The sequence below is a fragment of the Ponticaulis sp. genome, assembly GCF_029210165.1.
Classification (GTDB): Bacteria; Pseudomonadota; Alphaproteobacteria; order Caulobacterales; family Hyphomonadaceae; genus Ponticaulis.
Genome location: NZ_JARGNT010000001.1, coordinates 1,322,820 through 1,337,852, shown reverse-complemented (window position 1 = coordinate 1,337,852; position 15,033 = coordinate 1,322,820). Strand labels below are relative to the sequence as shown.

At 55.2% G+C, this 15,033-nt stretch carries 14 protein-coding genes; 8 read left to right on the top strand and 6 right to left on the bottom strand.

Features of this window, described 5'->3' with window-relative positions; all coding sequences use genetic code 11:
• The first annotated feature begins 53 nt into the window (after window positions 1-53).
• The 3 genes from P1U45_RS06620 (at window position 54) to P1U45_RS06610 (ending at window position 1,946) form a co-directional block, all read left to right on the top strand.
• Window positions 54-485: a peptidase S1 gene (locus tag P1U45_RS06620; RefSeq protein WP_301058321.1), complete on the top strand. Its 432-nt coding sequence runs from the start codon at window positions 54-56 to the stop codon at window positions 483-485.
• Window positions 486-610: 125 nt separating this feature from the next.
• On the top strand, window positions 611-1,240 hold the full coding sequence (locus P1U45_RS06615) for a DNA-3-methyladenine glycosylase 2 family protein (RefSeq protein WP_301058319.1): 630 nt from the start codon (window positions 611-613) through the stop codon (window positions 1,238-1,240).
• A gap of 139 nt (window positions 1,241-1,379) precedes the next feature.
• Window positions 1,380-1,946, top strand: coding sequence for an HNH endonuclease (locus tag P1U45_RS06610; protein WP_301058318.1), 567 nt, complete (start codon window positions 1,380-1,382; stop codon window positions 1,944-1,946).
• A gap of 48 nt (window positions 1,947-1,994) precedes the next feature.
• Here P1U45_RS06610 and P1U45_RS06605 read toward each other — a convergent pair whose 3' ends face one another.
• Together P1U45_RS06605 and P1U45_RS06600 are read right to left on the bottom strand one after the other, a co-directional pair.
• Window positions 1,995-3,575: a hypothetical protein gene (locus P1U45_RS06605; RefSeq protein WP_301058317.1), complete on the bottom strand. Its 1,581-nt coding sequence runs from the start codon at window positions 3,573-3,575 to the stop codon at window positions 1,995-1,997.
• A gap of 154 nt (window positions 3,576-3,729) precedes the next feature.
• A complete protein-coding gene (locus P1U45_RS06600) occupies window positions 3,730-4,380 on the bottom strand; it encodes a TlpA disulfide reductase family protein (RefSeq protein ID WP_301058316.1) in 651 nt (216 codons plus the stop codon).
• Between the two features lie 151 nt (window positions 4,381-4,531).
• Here P1U45_RS06600 and P1U45_RS06595 point away from each other — a divergent pair, with 151 nt between their 5' ends.
• The gene (locus P1U45_RS06595) at window positions 4,532-5,347 is read left to right on the top strand and encodes an inositol monophosphatase family protein (RefSeq protein WP_293610068.1); all 816 of its coding nucleotides are present in this window, start codon (window positions 4,532-4,534) and stop codon (window positions 5,345-5,347) included.
• A gap of 550 nt (window positions 5,348-5,897) precedes the next feature.
• Window positions 5,898-7,769, top strand: coding sequence for a ribonucleoside-diphosphate reductase subunit alpha (locus P1U45_RS06590; protein ID WP_301058315.1), 1,872 nt, complete (start codon window positions 5,898-5,900; stop codon window positions 7,767-7,769).
• A 547-nt stretch (window positions 7,770-8,316) separates the two neighbouring features.
• Here P1U45_RS06590 and P1U45_RS06585 read toward each other — a convergent pair.
• The 4 genes from P1U45_RS06585 to P1U45_RS06570 all read right to left on the bottom strand — a co-directional run bounded on the left by P1U45_RS06585 (window position 8,317) and on the right by P1U45_RS06570 (window position 11,605).
• Window positions 8,317-8,949, bottom strand: coding sequence for a hypothetical protein (locus P1U45_RS06585; protein ID WP_301058314.1), 633 nt, complete (start codon window positions 8,947-8,949; stop codon window positions 8,317-8,319).
• Window positions 8,950-9,415: 466 nt separating this feature from the next.
• Complete coding sequence (locus P1U45_RS06580; RefSeq protein WP_301058313.1) at window positions 9,416-10,270, bottom strand: hypothetical protein; 855 nt, start codon at window positions 10,268-10,270, stop codon at window positions 9,416-9,418.
• Window positions 10,271-10,447: 177 nt separating this feature from the next.
• Complete coding sequence (locus P1U45_RS06575; RefSeq protein ID WP_301058312.1) at window positions 10,448-10,804, bottom strand: hypothetical protein; 357 nt, start codon at window positions 10,802-10,804, stop codon at window positions 10,448-10,450.
• A 138-nt stretch (window positions 10,805-10,942) separates the two neighbouring features.
• Entirely contained in the window at window positions 10,943-11,605 is a 663-nt protein-coding gene (locus P1U45_RS06570) for a hypothetical protein (protein WP_301058311.1), read from the bottom strand.
• A 176-nt stretch (window positions 11,606-11,781) separates the two neighbouring features.
• Here P1U45_RS06570 and P1U45_RS06565 point away from each other — a divergent pair, with 176 nt between their 5' ends.
• The 3 genes from P1U45_RS06565 to P1U45_RS06555 all read left to right on the top strand — a co-directional run bounded on the left by P1U45_RS06565 (window position 11,782) and on the right by P1U45_RS06555 (window position 14,991).
• Window positions 11,782-12,516 carry a hypothetical protein gene (locus P1U45_RS06565; protein WP_301058310.1) on the top strand — a complete coding sequence of 245 codons (735 nt, stop codon included), beginning with the start codon at window positions 11,782-11,784 and terminating at the stop codon, window positions 12,514-12,516.
• A 76-nt stretch (window positions 12,517-12,592) separates the two neighbouring features.
• A complete protein-coding gene (locus tag P1U45_RS06560; RefSeq protein WP_301058309.1) occupies window positions 12,593-12,946 on the top strand; it encodes a hypothetical protein in 354 nt (117 codons plus the stop codon).
• A gap of 65 nt (window positions 12,947-13,011) precedes the next feature.
• A complete protein-coding gene (locus tag P1U45_RS06555) occupies window positions 13,012-14,991 on the top strand; it encodes a TonB-dependent receptor (RefSeq protein WP_301058308.1) in 1,980 nt (659 codons plus the stop codon).
• Window positions 14,992-15,033 lie beyond the last annotated feature (42 nt).

Genomic DNA, 15,033 nt, shown 5'->3' with positions numbered 1-15,033 from the left:
AGGGGACGAAAGCGAGCCGATGCTCGCCACAATATATGTCAGGGGGTCTGACCATGCTTCGTAAACTTATCCTTGCTGCATCTGCTGCAGCACTTATCGCTACACCTGCAATCGCGCAGGACTACTCACTTGAGCCAAACTTCGGCACATTTTCACTCTCAGCGGGCTTCGCTCCTGATCCTTCCGAGCTGGCAATTGTCGCTGGCGGCACTGTCGACGCATCAAGCGTTGGCTGCGCAGGCATGATCTCTCAGGCTCCTGATGCGCGCCTGATGTGGACTGGCGGCCAGTTCTCTCTGGGTGCTGTTTCTGACGCTGACACAACAATCATTGTGAACACACCAGACGGCAGCTGGGTTTGCGCTGACGACACAAACGGCTTCAACCCTGAAGTAACAGTATCCGGCTCTGGCCAGTACGACATCTGGGTTGGCGTTTTTGGCGGCGGCACAGCTGCTGCAACGCTCTACGCAACTGAATTCTAGGATCTGTTCTCAGATCTGAAGAAAGCCGGTCCTGCAGAGGGCCGGCTTTTCTATACCTGCTGAAAACACCCTGCGTCGTGGCTGTGGGTCTGTCCTGATTATTCCGCATCACATAGGGCGCACGAATGTATCCAACCCGCGAACAACTGAAGACGGCCTGCGAGGCGCTATGTGCCCGCGATGAAGCCCTTGCGCGGGCCTTTGCAACAATCGGCATTCCGGAATGGCGCATCCAGCCTGCAAGCTATGAGGCGCTGGCACGAACAGTTGTCTACCAACTGATCTCGACAAAAGCTGCCGATGCGATCTGGGCGCGCGTCGGTAACTGGGCAGCAGGCGACCTCTCACCCCAGCGTGTGATGGACGCCGCTGAGGACGAATTACGCGGCTGCGGCCTGTCCCGCCCGAAAGTCCGACATCTGACGACCATCGCCGAAGCCATTCAAACGCAAAGCCTCGACATCTCGCAATTACGCGACATGCCAGACGCCGAAGCGCGCAAACATCTGACTGCCGTAAAGGGAATTGGTCCGTGGACGGCAGAACTGTTTTTGATGTGCTCGCTCGGTCGGATTGATGCTTTTCCGGAGGGCGATGTTGGCTTGATGGAGTCGCTGCGCCTTCTAAGCCAGACTGAAGATCGCCTCACCGCCAGAGCTTTTCTGACACATGCCGAGAGCTGGCGCCCTTATCGCGGTGTCGCTGCCCACCTTTTGTGGGGCTATATCAACCATTTAAGAGGCAATCAGCGCTGAATCTGCGGGCATATTTGCGCCCATGGATATAAACTGCGCTTGTCATAAAGCTGTAGTGGTGAATCAGTTAATCATCTCACTGGAAAGATCAGCAGAGTCGCTATACTTCTGATCTTATCGGCAACGATGCGAGGTGAGTATGACGGCTTCTGTCTCAAATACCCCTGCCAACGCGTGGCCCGCACTTGTTCTCAATGCGGACTACCGGCCGCTTTCTTATTATCCACTTTCGGTCTGGCCCTGGCAGGACGTCGTCAAAGCCGTTTTCCTGGAACGTGTGGATGTAGTGGCCCAGTACGATCACGTGGTGCGGTCCCCGTCTTTCCAGATGCAGCTTCCGAGCGTCATCTGTCTGCGGGAATTCATAAAGCAGGACAGGTCTCCGGCGTTTACGCGCTTCAATGTATTCCTGAGAGACGGTTTTTCCTGCGTCTATTGTGGCTCGGGCGATGATCTAACTTTCGATCATCTCATTCCGCGCTCGCGCGGCGGCACAACCTGCTGGAACAATATCGTCACGGCCTGCAGCCCGTGTAATCTGAAAAAGGCCAATCGCCTGCCAGATGATATTGGCATGCATCCAAACCGAAAGCCGGAATGCCCATCCAACTACCAGCTACAGGGTCAGGGGCGACGTTTTCCGCCGAACCACTTACACGAAACCTGGATGGACTATCTCTACTGGGATGTGGAGCTGACAAACTAACGCTTACGAAAAAGGCCGCATCTTTGCGGCCTTAATATTATCCCGCGCTCACATCCACGGATTATATTTATAAACGGTTCTGCGCCCGCCGCGCAGCTCCGGCTCAGGCTCTGGTTCCGGCTCTGGCGGTTTTTCCATCACCGGGTCGGCTTCAACAGGTGCCACTTCAGCCTCAATGACCGAGCAATCATCCTGAGGCTCTACGACGACCTCCTCGACCGCGTCCACAAACTCTACGGCATCTTCAACCGGTGACGGTGCCGCTTCGGGCGTTTTATGCGCCGCCGCCATAATCGTGCGTGACAGAAACGCCGTTGGCGGCAACTGCATGGCTGGCATAGACGCCGCAGCGGCAGCTTCTTCCGCCAGATATGCTTCGATTTCGCTGACCTCGACCGTCATAACGTTCGGCATTGTGTATTCGAGTGGCGTGACCTTTGTCGCATCGATTGTGATACTCAGGCCCTCCATGGCCGGTCCGGCATGAAGTACCGCTTTGGGCGGCTCGACTTCTGGCTGCGGCGGCACCGGTGTCTCCGCCGAAGTAAGCGGAACAGAGCTCTTCTCCGAGGCAATCCACTCATCGCTCTCAGACGCGTCGTCCTCGCCAATGGCTTCAACCGCAGACGCACCAACTGTGCCGAATGCGCCGATCGCCCCGAAGGTCGCGGATGTCAGAATATCCGGGCGCGGAAGCTGGGCGGCTGGCGCATTGTCAAACGCTTCATCCGGCATGGGTTCGGACGCGGTCGCTTCACTTAAAAACTCAGGCTGGTCATCGACTGCCGGAAGCGGCTCACGAGCTGCAGGTGCGAATCCGAAATCCTGATCATCATCTGCATCGACGTAATCTTCGACCGTTTCGCCACTGGCTTCAGCAGCCGCATCCGGCACGCTCCATGGCGATCCGCTATCATAATCTTCTTTGTTTTGCGTTTCCGGCTCATCGTCGATGACCAGCTCATCCGAACCGCCCTCAACCCCAGTGCCGACAGCCGCGAGGCCGGTCGCACCAACAGAAAGCCCGGACAGAGCCTCACGACGTGACAGATCAATCACAGGGTCTGCAACGGGTGGAACATCCAATGCGTCATCGCCTTCAGCCGCCGCGCCAACATCATCCAGCTCGAGAACCTCTTCCTCATCGGCCACCTCTTCAGGCGGTACACCGTTGACCTTCGCGGCGAGCATTGCCACGCGCGACGCCATTTCCGGCTGGTCTGGAAACGTAACCTCCGGACGAGGCGTAGCCGGAACCACTTTATCTTTCGATTTTCGGTCCGGTTTCTTCTCTTTGTCCAGCTCAAGCGCTGACACAATGCGGTCAATCACATCGGTCGCGCCGGTAATCTGACGACGCGCAGTAGAGACGAGATTATCAACCCGCAGCGTATACTGCATGCCGTTGGAATCAGTTGTATTGGCAAGGATGGACTCGCTGACAGTCTCCAGCACGCGGCCACCGGCATCCAACAGCACGACGCGGCTTGGGGCCTGACCGATGGTCACGCGATAGCCTTCAGTGTCGTAAATGCATGTCCCATCCTCACCTTCCAGCCAGGTGATCTTAGATGCCTCAGTCATCTCGATCAGCTTATCGATCAGACGCTTGGTCGATGGATGCAACATTACAAACCCGCTCCACTGGTACTCCCAGTAGATTAAATCACCTTAACCCGGCCCCCGGAAGAGGCCGGACCATGGAAAACAGGAAACTGACTGAAATTTTTACACCGTCAGGTGAGGTCTGCCTCCCGCTCTATCGCAAGGTAAATACCCGGCTTCAGCCCGCTTCAATCACCTCACGCACTTCGCTGAGGAAGGTTTCAACCGGTTCATCACCCGCCGTAGCAAGCCCCGAGCGGAAGCCGCGGATCGTGCCCTCTGGGTCCACGAGGAAGTACATCGGCACCCATGGCAGGTCGAATGCGTCAATCGCGCTGGCATCGCTATCAACCGCCGAATGGCCGCCATAACCGGTCTCTTCGGTATAGGCCTCAAGGCTCTCCCACCGGCCAAACGCATCATTGATACGGTTCGGATTTGGCGGCGAATGGATAGAAAGCATGCCGAGCGCCTCTTCGTCCTGAACCGCCGCATAGAGCGCATCAACATGGCGCGCATCAACAATACAATCAGGGCACCAGAGCCCCCAGAAATCGACAATCATCCACTGACCGCGAATATCCTGATCCGTGATCTCTGCACCGTCTGGCATTGTGACAGAGAATGCCGGAAGCGTTTCACCCAGCAGGCCGTACTGGAACGGACGGCCTGCGTCATCGCGCGGCACATCACCGTCTTCAATCTCGGCGCCCTCAGGCGGCGGCAAATTCTCTGTGATGAAGCCGGTCGCCTCAGGCCCCTGACCACACGCTGCAAGCAGAAGCGCCAGGCCGCCAAATGCAGCGTTCCGCAATGTCATGATATTCATATGATTAGCTCCATCACCCTTTTCCCAAGGGCCATATTCGTCCCGAATTCATTAAGCTTTCACTGCAGCTTAACGGCTCTTTATCTTGACCAGACGCATAAGGACCGATACGGCCCCTTCTGATAACGTTACACGAACGAAATTTATATCCATGTCCAGACAAAGCCCACTCATCACCGTCATGGTGAAAGCCGCCCGTGCAGCAGGCCGCGGCCTCGCCCGAGATTTTGGCGAAGTAGAAAACCTTCAGGTCTCCAGAAAAGGTCCGGGCGATTTCGTCACCAATGCGGATCACCGCGCTGAAGAGGTCATTTACAACGAACTGTCACGCGCACGTCCGGGCTATGGCTTTGTGATGGAAGAACGCGGCGTTGTTGAAGGCACTGACAAAACCAACCGCTTCATCGTCGACCCGCTCGACGGCACACTGAACTTCATGCACGGCATTCCGCATTTTGCAGTCTCCATTGCTCTGGAGCGCGAAGGCGAGCTTTACGCCGGTATCGTATACAACGTGATCAGCGGCGACATTTACTGGGCCGAGCGCGGTCACGGTGCATGGCTTGAAAACTGGCGCCTGAAAGTGGCGACCCGTATCAAACTCGCAAACGCTGTTGTCGCAACCGGCACACCATTTGTCGGTCACTCCCCTGAACGCCACCAGCTGTTCTGGGCTGAGCTTTCCCACCTTACGCAGGAAACCTCTGGCATTCGCCGTTTCGGTTCCGCGGCGCTCGACCTTGCTTACGTGGCCGCTGGCCGCTTTGACGGCTTCTGGGAACGTAACCTCAATTCATGGGATATCGCGGCCGGTATCGTACTCGTGCGCGAAGCAGGCGGCGTCGTTCAGGACATTGATGGCGGAGAGCTTCTCAAGACCGGCAACATCCTTGCTGCGAATGCGAGCCTGTCCCCGAAAATCCTCTCACGTCTGAAAGCTGCAAAAAAACGCATCGAAGACGAGTAAGCGTAGTTTTGCTCCAAATTATGAAAACCCGCCTGATTGGCGGGTTTTTTATATCTACAAATCTCCAAAGGCCGAATCCGGTCTGCCGGTGCAGATCCACCCAGACACTATATCTAGTGTCTGCGCGCCGAGGTGATTTGCCTATCCAGTCAATTGAGTCGTGTTGAAATTCGATATCTGGGTGAAAAATACACCCCCCGAACGATTAATTTTGAGGCGTGACTGACAGGTCAATACAAAGTTTTTCAGACTTCCCTGTGGATATTATCAGAAATCTGAATCAGGCCTCGCAAACCCCCATGATCACTGAAAATCTGAGTCAGAAAACGGTCCGCAGACCGACTGTTTTTCCTGTGTGCAACTCTAGTTCTTAACAGGCGTTAACCTTTTTTACACGGAAAAGCCAAAACGCGCGGCCTGCACCTGTTGACCAACGGTTAACCTTAGAACCACTATATATTGGGTTGAGCGGGGTTACATGCGCCACATATGGCGCTATCCAGTCCAACTCACCATATACCATTAGGGTTTTAGTCAGCAGGGAATCCTCATGTCGGGCACGATTACAGCGAAGTCAGAACAGTCTACACCAGCATCAGAGCTGCGCCGGGGCAAACCGCGCGCGAACTCGGATCTGCGCATTGTTGAAGGCATCACGATTGATCCTTCACGTGACGCGAATCTGACTGAATTTGGTAAGAAAACCCTCGAGGATCGTTACCTCCTGCCGGGCGAAAGCTTTCAGGGCATGTTTGCGCGCGTTGCGACAGCTTACGCTGATGATGCTGACCACGCACAGCGCATTTATGACTATATCTCGAAGCTCTGGTTCATGCCTGCGACACCAGTCCTTTCAAATGGTGGCGCGGACCGCGGTCTGCCAATCTCCTGCTTCCTGAACACTGTCGATGACTCCCTCGATGGCATAGTCGAGACATGGAACGAGAATGTCTGGCTCGCATCCAATGGCGGCGGCATCGGCACATATTGGGGCAGCGTACGTTCTATCGGCGAGAAAGTCGGGCAGAACGGTCAGACCTCCGGCATTATCCCGTTCATCCGTGTGATGGACTCCCTGACACTGGCCATCAGCCAGGGCTCTCTGCGTCGCGGTTCTGCGGCGTGCTATCTGGACATCCACCATCCGGAAATCGAGGAATTCCTCGAAATCCGTAAGGCATCCGGTGACTTCAACCGTAAAGCGCTCAACCTGCACCACGGCCTGAACATCACAGACGCCTTCATGGAAGCTGTCCGTGACGATGGCGAGTTCGAGCTTCTCTCTCCGAAGTCCGGCGAGGCCATCAAGACTGTGAACGCACGTAAGCTCTGGCAGAAAATCCTCGAGCTGCGCATCCAGACGGGCGAGCCATACCTCCTCTTCACCGACACAGTGAACAACTCCATGCCTGCGCACCAGCGCAAGCTCGGCCTCTCTGTGAAGCAGTCAAACCTCTGCTCAGAGATCGTTCTGCCAACCGGTACAGACCATCTCGGTAATGAGCGTACAGCTGTTTGCTGCCTGTCATCCCTGAACGCTGAGAAATTCCTCGAATGGAAGTCTGATCCTCAGTTCATCGAAGACATTTTCCGTTTCCTCGACAACGTTCTGGAAGACTTCATCCAGCGCGCTCCAAACGAAATGGCGCGTGCCGTTTATGCGGCCCAGCGTGAGCGTTCTGTCGGCCTCGGCCTGATGGGCTTCCACTCCTTCCTTCAAACCATGCGTATTCCTCTGGAAAGCGCTGGCGCGAAGGTCTGGAACAACACAATGTTCAAACACATCCGCAAGGGTGCAGATGCTGCGTCTGTTAAGCTCGCTAAAGAACGCGGCGCGTGCCCTGATGCAGCCGAGAACGGCGTCATGGCGCGCTTCTCTCACAAGCTGGCGATTGCGCCGACCGCGTCTATCTCCATCATTTGCGGCGGCACATCTGCAGGCATCGAGCCAATTCCGGCAAACGTCTACACACACAAGACACTGTCAGGCTCCTTCACTGTAAAGAACGCAGCTCTGGAAGCGCTTCTGGAAGAAAAAGGCCAGAATACTCCGGAAGTCTGGGCAAGCATGCTCGAGCATGAAGGCTCTGTGCAGCACCTTGAGTGCCTGACAGACGACGAAAAAGCGATATTCAAGACAGCTTTCGAACTCGACCAGCGCTGGATCATCGAACTGGCGGCAGACCGTACACCATTCATCTGTCAGGCTCAGTCTCTGAACCTCTTCCTGCCGGGCGACATCAACAAGTGGGACCTCCACATGCTGCACTGGACGGCATGGGAAAAAGGCCTCAAGTCGCTCTACTATTGCCGCTCCAAGTCTGTTCAGCGCGCAAGCTTTGCGGGTTCAGAAGGCAAGAAAGAAGGCGAGCTCCAGATTCAGGAGCCAACCGATTACGAAGAATGCCTCGCCTGCCAGTAAGGCCGACGCATCAGAGTTTCAGGAAAAGCGGGCTACGGCCCGCTTTTTTTGTGTGCACGTGTTGTTTTATTCTACAGGTTCCCGTGAGTACGAGAAACTGGACCAGCCATGTCGCATCAGATCCCTGTCCGTGTATATTAGCTCTCGTATCGCTTCGCTCACATAGAGCGCGCTCAGGGCTGTTTATTTATTTGACCGCCCGCTCCGCGGCGAATGCCGCTTTTGCGATGGGTCGCGCTCAGGGCTGTTCTCCGTGAATTGGAAACTCGGTCATGCAGCCCGAAGGTTCCCGTGCAGACGGGAACCCATGCTTAAATCTGACCGCGTGCTGTAATCGAACGTCTAAGCCTGGATACCCGCCTACGCGGGTATCTGCGGTGTTGAGAGAGTTCCCTCAAAAGTAGGAACCTTGGTCCCACGAGCAACGCGAAGGCGCAGCCCGGGTGAGCCAATGGCGCACCGCGAAGGCAAGCAAACAAAAAACCATGCACCTGTATCGCCGCAAGGGATTCCCTGCAGCGCATAAGTTTTAATTTGAAAAATGAAGTCAGATAGCGAGTGAATTGATAAATGCCTCGCAGTCTGGCGGCGGCCATGGCTCTCGCTGTGTGATGACCTGAAGGCAGGACGGGAATGCGGGGTCCACAGTCTCACTGAACACGGGGGATTTGCGTTCCGCAGGCTCAAGATAAGCCAGCGCGCAGACAATCACACGGGCCAGATGGTTCGCCAGTATCTCTGCCCGCTCGAAGTTTTCGATTGTCGTCTGAAGCCGATCCGACAACTCGGCCAATGAGATCAGCTCGCGGCCTTGAACGAGTTCTATGTGAGCCCCTGTTTCACGAGAGCCAACACGACAGCCCTGAGCGCGCTCTATGCGTGCCGAAGGTGCGCGAGAGCAAACAAAACTATCAGCCCGTTGCCAGATGGGCGTACGCATGGCCTTTGCAGCGAAAGTAAAACCGGCCCTCTCCAGCTGGTTCGAGGCCAGCATGCGCACATAAGCATGCACCATAGCGTCGGTTGAGATCACCATTCGCGCGAGGTCATGCGGCACGCGCGTCTCACCAGACGCGTGAAGCCGCATGCACCAGGCATACAGCCGCGCAAGGTTCAGCCCGATCAGCTGACCAATGGTCAGCGATGTATAATCAGCGGCAGATGATGGCGCGGGGTTCATGCGCGAAGTTTAGGGTAGCGCACGGTGGGGTTGGATTAATTTTTGGGTTTTTAAACTGTCATCCCGGATGCTGTGCAGCATGATAATGATGCACTGCTGATCCGGGACCCGAAACATGCAGTTTCCCGCGATCAGGTCCCGTGTCTGCAGAGCACCGCTTCGCCTCGCTGCGGCGGGGATGACAATGAGATAGCCCCAGAAACCTGAACCCATGCGCGCCGGTTCTTTCTGGTGCATTGCTTCGCGGAATGCACCCTACCCGATGCAAAGCATCGGATCACTGACCGGCTCTCCCCCTTGAAGAGGGGGAGGTGGAGGGGGTTCTCTTCTCTGAAAAGGTTACGGATCGCGGCGTGAATTTCTGGCGCACTTCGTCCCTCAGTACGCCCTACCCGATGCAACGCATTGGATCGTCAGGATAGTTCTGAACAGCCATATCTGAACAGCCATATAAGAAGAATAAATTTCAGTAGTTTCTGAAATTTATTCTTCCCAGACCGCACCACCAGTCACACAATCCGTGAATGAGCTCGGATCCTTCTTTGTCTGCAAATTGCTGCAGGCATTTTTCTGCATCTTTCTTTTTCCAGCCGCGCGAGTTCAAATAAGCCCATGCCTCCTCTAGCCTATCGAGTGCCAGAAAATATTGAAATCCAGCCTTCAAATCGCGATTGTGAAATAAACCATAGTATTTTTCGCGTTCTTCAATACTTTGCTCCACTGGGAGCCTGCCCAATATGGCCACGATTTCCTGTGAGGTCATACAATCCGCATGATACATATTTAAATCCGCCGGCATGTGGCCATCATACGGTTCCCCATATTGAAGCGAGTCCAGTGGAGTACTCCACCGAAACTGCGGTAACTCACAAAATACCTTCTGATCATCCCCATACATGTTGGCGAATTGAACGACCTGCTCAACATTCTCAATTTCCCAGTTGGCAAGGACTTTTTTCAAATTCTCAAATTTTCCCATCGAAGCAGAGTCGAGGATTACTTTCAAAACAAGCTGCTCCTCTGTTCTTGCAACTTCTCGAATACTGTTCTCCGTAGGCGCGAACCATAAATGGCCGTAGGACCATTTAAATTCACCGTTAGTATAACGGAGCCAATAACCCAAATAATCACCTTCAGTTTCATCCCCCAATATTGGTATTAGGGCAGGAGGCAAATGGCTCAGCCGCTTTCCAAGAGGCTCCATGCTGCCATACGGCAAACTACCTTCAGCGATCCTTCGAATTCTGGGATCCGTAGAGAACGCCGCTGATAGCTCCTCGAGTTTTCTATTCATTTCATAGCCTATGGTAGTTCGCTGCACATCGTTCCGCCGTAGAGTGCATTAACCCCGGAATTCGTCCGGGGGAATGCACCAAAAAATGACGCCGGGCGATACAAGGCAAGACGTTGCAGGATGCTTCAGATTGTTAAGAGAGTCTCTCTGGTGCATCCGGGCTTAGCCCTTGATGCACCCTACCCGATGCAACGCATTGGATTACTATCTTCCGTAAAACTCGGATTCCTCTGAGAACGTTTCCGGATCGACGATTACTCTTAGGCCATCCCAATTAATCAAAACAAGCTTTCCATCCGTCAATTCAATATGCGTATACGGGCTATCATCGTAGACATGCTTTCGGCTTTTAACCTTCCAGAACAAGTCTCCTTCAGAGCCAATTGCGAAAACATTACAATTTTCACATGAACCAGGTTCCGGCTCAGTCCTGACAACCAGCGCAGATTTGACAGACAGAACCTGTGCAATTGGCGAGCCGAGATCAACAGATATTCGACCTTTCGCCGCACTATGAATTTCAACATTGTTGCCGTTGATCGAAAACTCTTGATTTGTCACGGCAATGGCCTCCGATTTGAAAATATAGCAAACGGAACTTCGTTCCGCGGCAGATCGTAGGTCGGGTCAAACGAAGTGGACCCGACTGTGTGCGAAAACTCCTGTCGGCTCCGCCTTTGGCTTGAGCCGACCTATGCATCAAACCGCCTCTCGCGTTCTATCCGTCAGCCAGGCCAGAAAGGCCAGAAGCGAATAGGCAAACAGCCCCATGACGGAGAAGACAAACGGCGTTGGCGGCACCTCGACCGGAATGTGGTTATAGGCCTGAAGTGCGATCATGAAGGCGAGAAAAGCAAAGGGCGCCCACACGCCCGCTTTGATCTTCGGCTTTGTGCAAAACATGTAGATCGCAAAACCAGCAAGCAGCAGCCCACCTTCAACCAACTGGCTCCACACCAGTGAATTCCAGAGCGCAAAGCCGACCGTCGGCCCGCCCGGATAGAGCAGAAGATCGGGCGCATGGACGATGAGGTCCAGCAGCCAGTGAGAGAACACCACCGCGCCGAAGATCAGCCCCGCTGAGAGCTTTCTCTCCCCCTTCCAGAACAGGCCATAAAGCACCCCTGCCCCGATCGCCCAGATCAGGCTTCCCGGCAGGGAATGGGTATAGGGCATGTAGTAGAGATCCAGCATGGAGGCTTCCATGAAGTGCGGAATGACTCGCACTTTCTCCACGCCCAGCATAACGAGAATCGCCCAGCCGAAATCGACCAGCTGCGCGGCAATGAACACATGCCAGAGCGGTATGGCAGGCTTCAGCTTTCGCGCCGCGAATGCCGTTGAGTAATGGCCAATGAACATCTCTTCCCCCGATCTTTTCGCAGAAGAGTGCCTCAGGCCCGTTCATCACGCCAGATATGTTTTTCTCCAGATCCGCACGGCCTTGAGGCGGACATACACCCGATTTGCACCCACAATTTTGAGCTTACCGCAAATTCTGCTACATTTTTTGCGGTCTTTAGCGGGGGAGACAGCTGATGTTCCGGAAAGCAGTTGTAAGCAGCGTGCTACTTCTAGCCGCCTGCGGGGGCGGCCCTGATCCACTGGAGCCGCAAACCTGTCAGGAACGCGTCGACGGTGTCTTTGCGCTGCTGCGCTATGATAATGGCGCGGTCACATCCTACGAGTTTTCGGTGCGAACCGAATATGATGTGCCCGATATCAGCATACCTGAGGGCCTGAGGCTCGCCTTCGCAGACAATACCAAATTCGCCCTGACCGTCGATTTTGCTGGCTCGAACCTCGACTTCTCGGATGCCGAGCCCATCAAGATCAGCATGGAAGCACCTCCGATATACGGGCTGTATGCGCCGGGCGCCTTCTCCTTCCACCATGATGGTCATGATGCATCCGCGCCATTCCTCGTCCTGGATGCCGTCGACCAGAATAACAGCGCGGCCGAAGTCTATACGATCACCAAAGTCGCCACCACATTCGAGCGCGCACCAGATCTCGACATGTATATTGATGGCGGCGCGACTGTTGTAACGGAAGCTCAGATGGCCCCCTTCACCGGGTGGCTCCTCAACGGGGCACCGGCAGAGATTGCCACAGATTTCTCAGCGAACTCACCGGGCTTTTCCAATGATGTCATCGCATCATTCATGATGCCGGCGCCCGAACAACACGCCGTGCGGACACATCTGAGAGCGGCTTATCAGGCCGCTGCCGAAGAGTATGATCGCGGACAGTGTTTCCCTGTGCGCCAATAATCTTTGCGAATGGTTTGCAAAACGACAGTCGGAATGCTAGCGATCTCTACGCGGGTATCGTCACACGCGGGAATAAATGGCCTTCATGCAAATGCACTCTTTCATCGCTGCGTTAAGGATCGGGCTCGCCCTGATGTTTGCCGCTGTGATGATCGCAGCGCCGATTGCAGAAGCGAACCATACTGAGGCCGTGCCTGAGATTGTCTGCGAACAGACTGGCCATGACGATTCCGAACAAAGCGCTCCGGCAAACGAGCATGACCACGAGCATCATCGGCACAATTGCGGCAGCTGTCATGTTCATATTCTGGCACGGGACAATGTTCAGCCTGTTACGGAGCAGTACAGCCCGTCTACACGTTATCAATTGACTGCGGAGACGCTGGTAAACGGCGCAGCACCATCGCTATTCCGGCCTCCGCGCGCCTGAAACTGATGCTATCACCGCGCTGATACAAGGCGCACTGATTCCAGTTTCAATTCAGGTAAAATCTTATGCCTAAACATCTTCGCAGCACCGCTGCGGGTTTAACGCTGTGCGCGCTGCTGGCCGCACCAGCCTACGCTCAGGCCGTACACCCGGAAGACGGCGAACATCATGACGAAGAAGCGACCATGAATACGGTTGTCGTCACCACAACACGCTCTGGCCGTGTCGCACAGGACCAGTCCACACGTATCGAAACCATCAATCTCGAGGAGATTGAAGAAAAGGCGATTATGCGGCCGGGCAATATCGCGACCCTTGTCAACGAAACAGGCGGCATTCGCGTACAGGTAACCTCGCCTGCGCTCGGTGCAGCCAATGTACGCGTGCAAGGCCTTTATGGTCGCTATACTCAGCTTCTGGCAGACGGCTTGCCACTCTATGGCGGTCAGGCCTCATCGCTGGGGCTCCTCCAAATCCCGCCAACCGATCTTCGACGCGTTGATGTGATCAAAGGCGCAGCCTCGTCGCTTTATGGCGGTTCTGCGCTGGGCGGAGTGATCAACCTGCTCTCGCGCCTGCCGGGCGACGCGCCTGAAGGTGAAGTTCTGCTCAACGCGACCTCTCGCAGCGGACAGGATCTGACCGGCTATTTCGCCACGCCCGTCAAAGACGAACTCGGTACGTCTCTCACTCTTGGTCTGCACCGTCAGGAAAAAGTCGATTTTGATGATGACGGCTGGATCGATATGCCCGGCTATGAGCGGGCGACCGCCCGCCCGCGCCTGTTCTGGGAGAATGGCGAGGGCACCAACATCTATGCCACGCTCGGCCTGATGGCAGAAGACCGCGATGGCGGGACGCTGGACGGACGCGTGGCACCTGACGGACAGTCTTTCATCCAGTCACAGGAAACAACGCGGATTGATGGGGGCCTCATCGCCAATACAGAGCTTACCGACACCATCTCAGCTCAACTGAGAACCTCGGCCATGGTCCAGAACCATGAGCACCAGTTTGGTGACGCGACAGATGAGGACCGCCATGAAAGCTATCTTCTGGAAGCCTCTCTTTCCGGCGACCTTAACCGGCTCGATTGGGTGCTCGGCATTGCTTACCAGTCCGACCGCTTGCAGTCGGATACCTATCCTGCGTTCGAATACACCTATGATGTGCCGGGCATTTTCGGCGAGGTGGATTACGATCTGAACCCAGACCTCACACTGTCCCTTAGCGGGCGGCTGGATGACCACAGCACATATGGCACGCAGTTCAGTCCGCGTCTTTCGGTGCTATATCGCCCTGGCAACTGGACGTTGCGCGGCTCCGTGGCAGAAGGCTATTTTGCCCCGACCCCGTTCGTGGAAGAGATAGAGGCGGCTGGTCTGTCGCGCCTGTCACCGCTTAGCGGGCTACGCGAAGAAACGGCCCAGACGGCCTCTTTCGATGTTGGATACCGCTCGGGCTCTATAGAAGCTAATGCGACCTTCTTTGCCTCTGATGTAGACGGCGTGACAGAACTTGTACCCTTTGCAAGCCAGGCGGGTGGCCCGCTCAACCGGGTAGAACTGGTCAATTCGGAAGGTACGTCGCAAATCCGCGGCACTGAGCTCCTGCTCCGCTATATGTGGGAAGATTTCAAAATTACCGGCAGCTATCTCTTCGTCGATTCTAGCGAGCCGGACGGGCTCGGCGGGACACAAGATATAGCCCTCACACCGCGCCACTCGGCTGGCATGGTTGCCATGTGGGAGCGACACGGCGAATTCCGGCTGGGCCTTGAAATGTATTACACTGGCGAACAACGCGTGGAAGACAATCCATACCGACTTCGTAGTGATAGTTTTCTGGACGTCGGGCTTATGGGCGAAATCACCGTTGGCCCGGCAAGCTGGTTCATCAATGCTGAGAATATTCTGGATGTCCGCCAGACCCGTGAGGAGCCGATCCTGCTGCCTGCGCGAGAACAGTCAGGACGCTGGACGACGGACATCTGGTCGCGCAATGACGGCTTCATCATCAATGGCGGCGTTCGACTCAGGTTCTGATGCCGCTTAGAATCTAATCAGCTCGCAGCCAGAACTTATCCA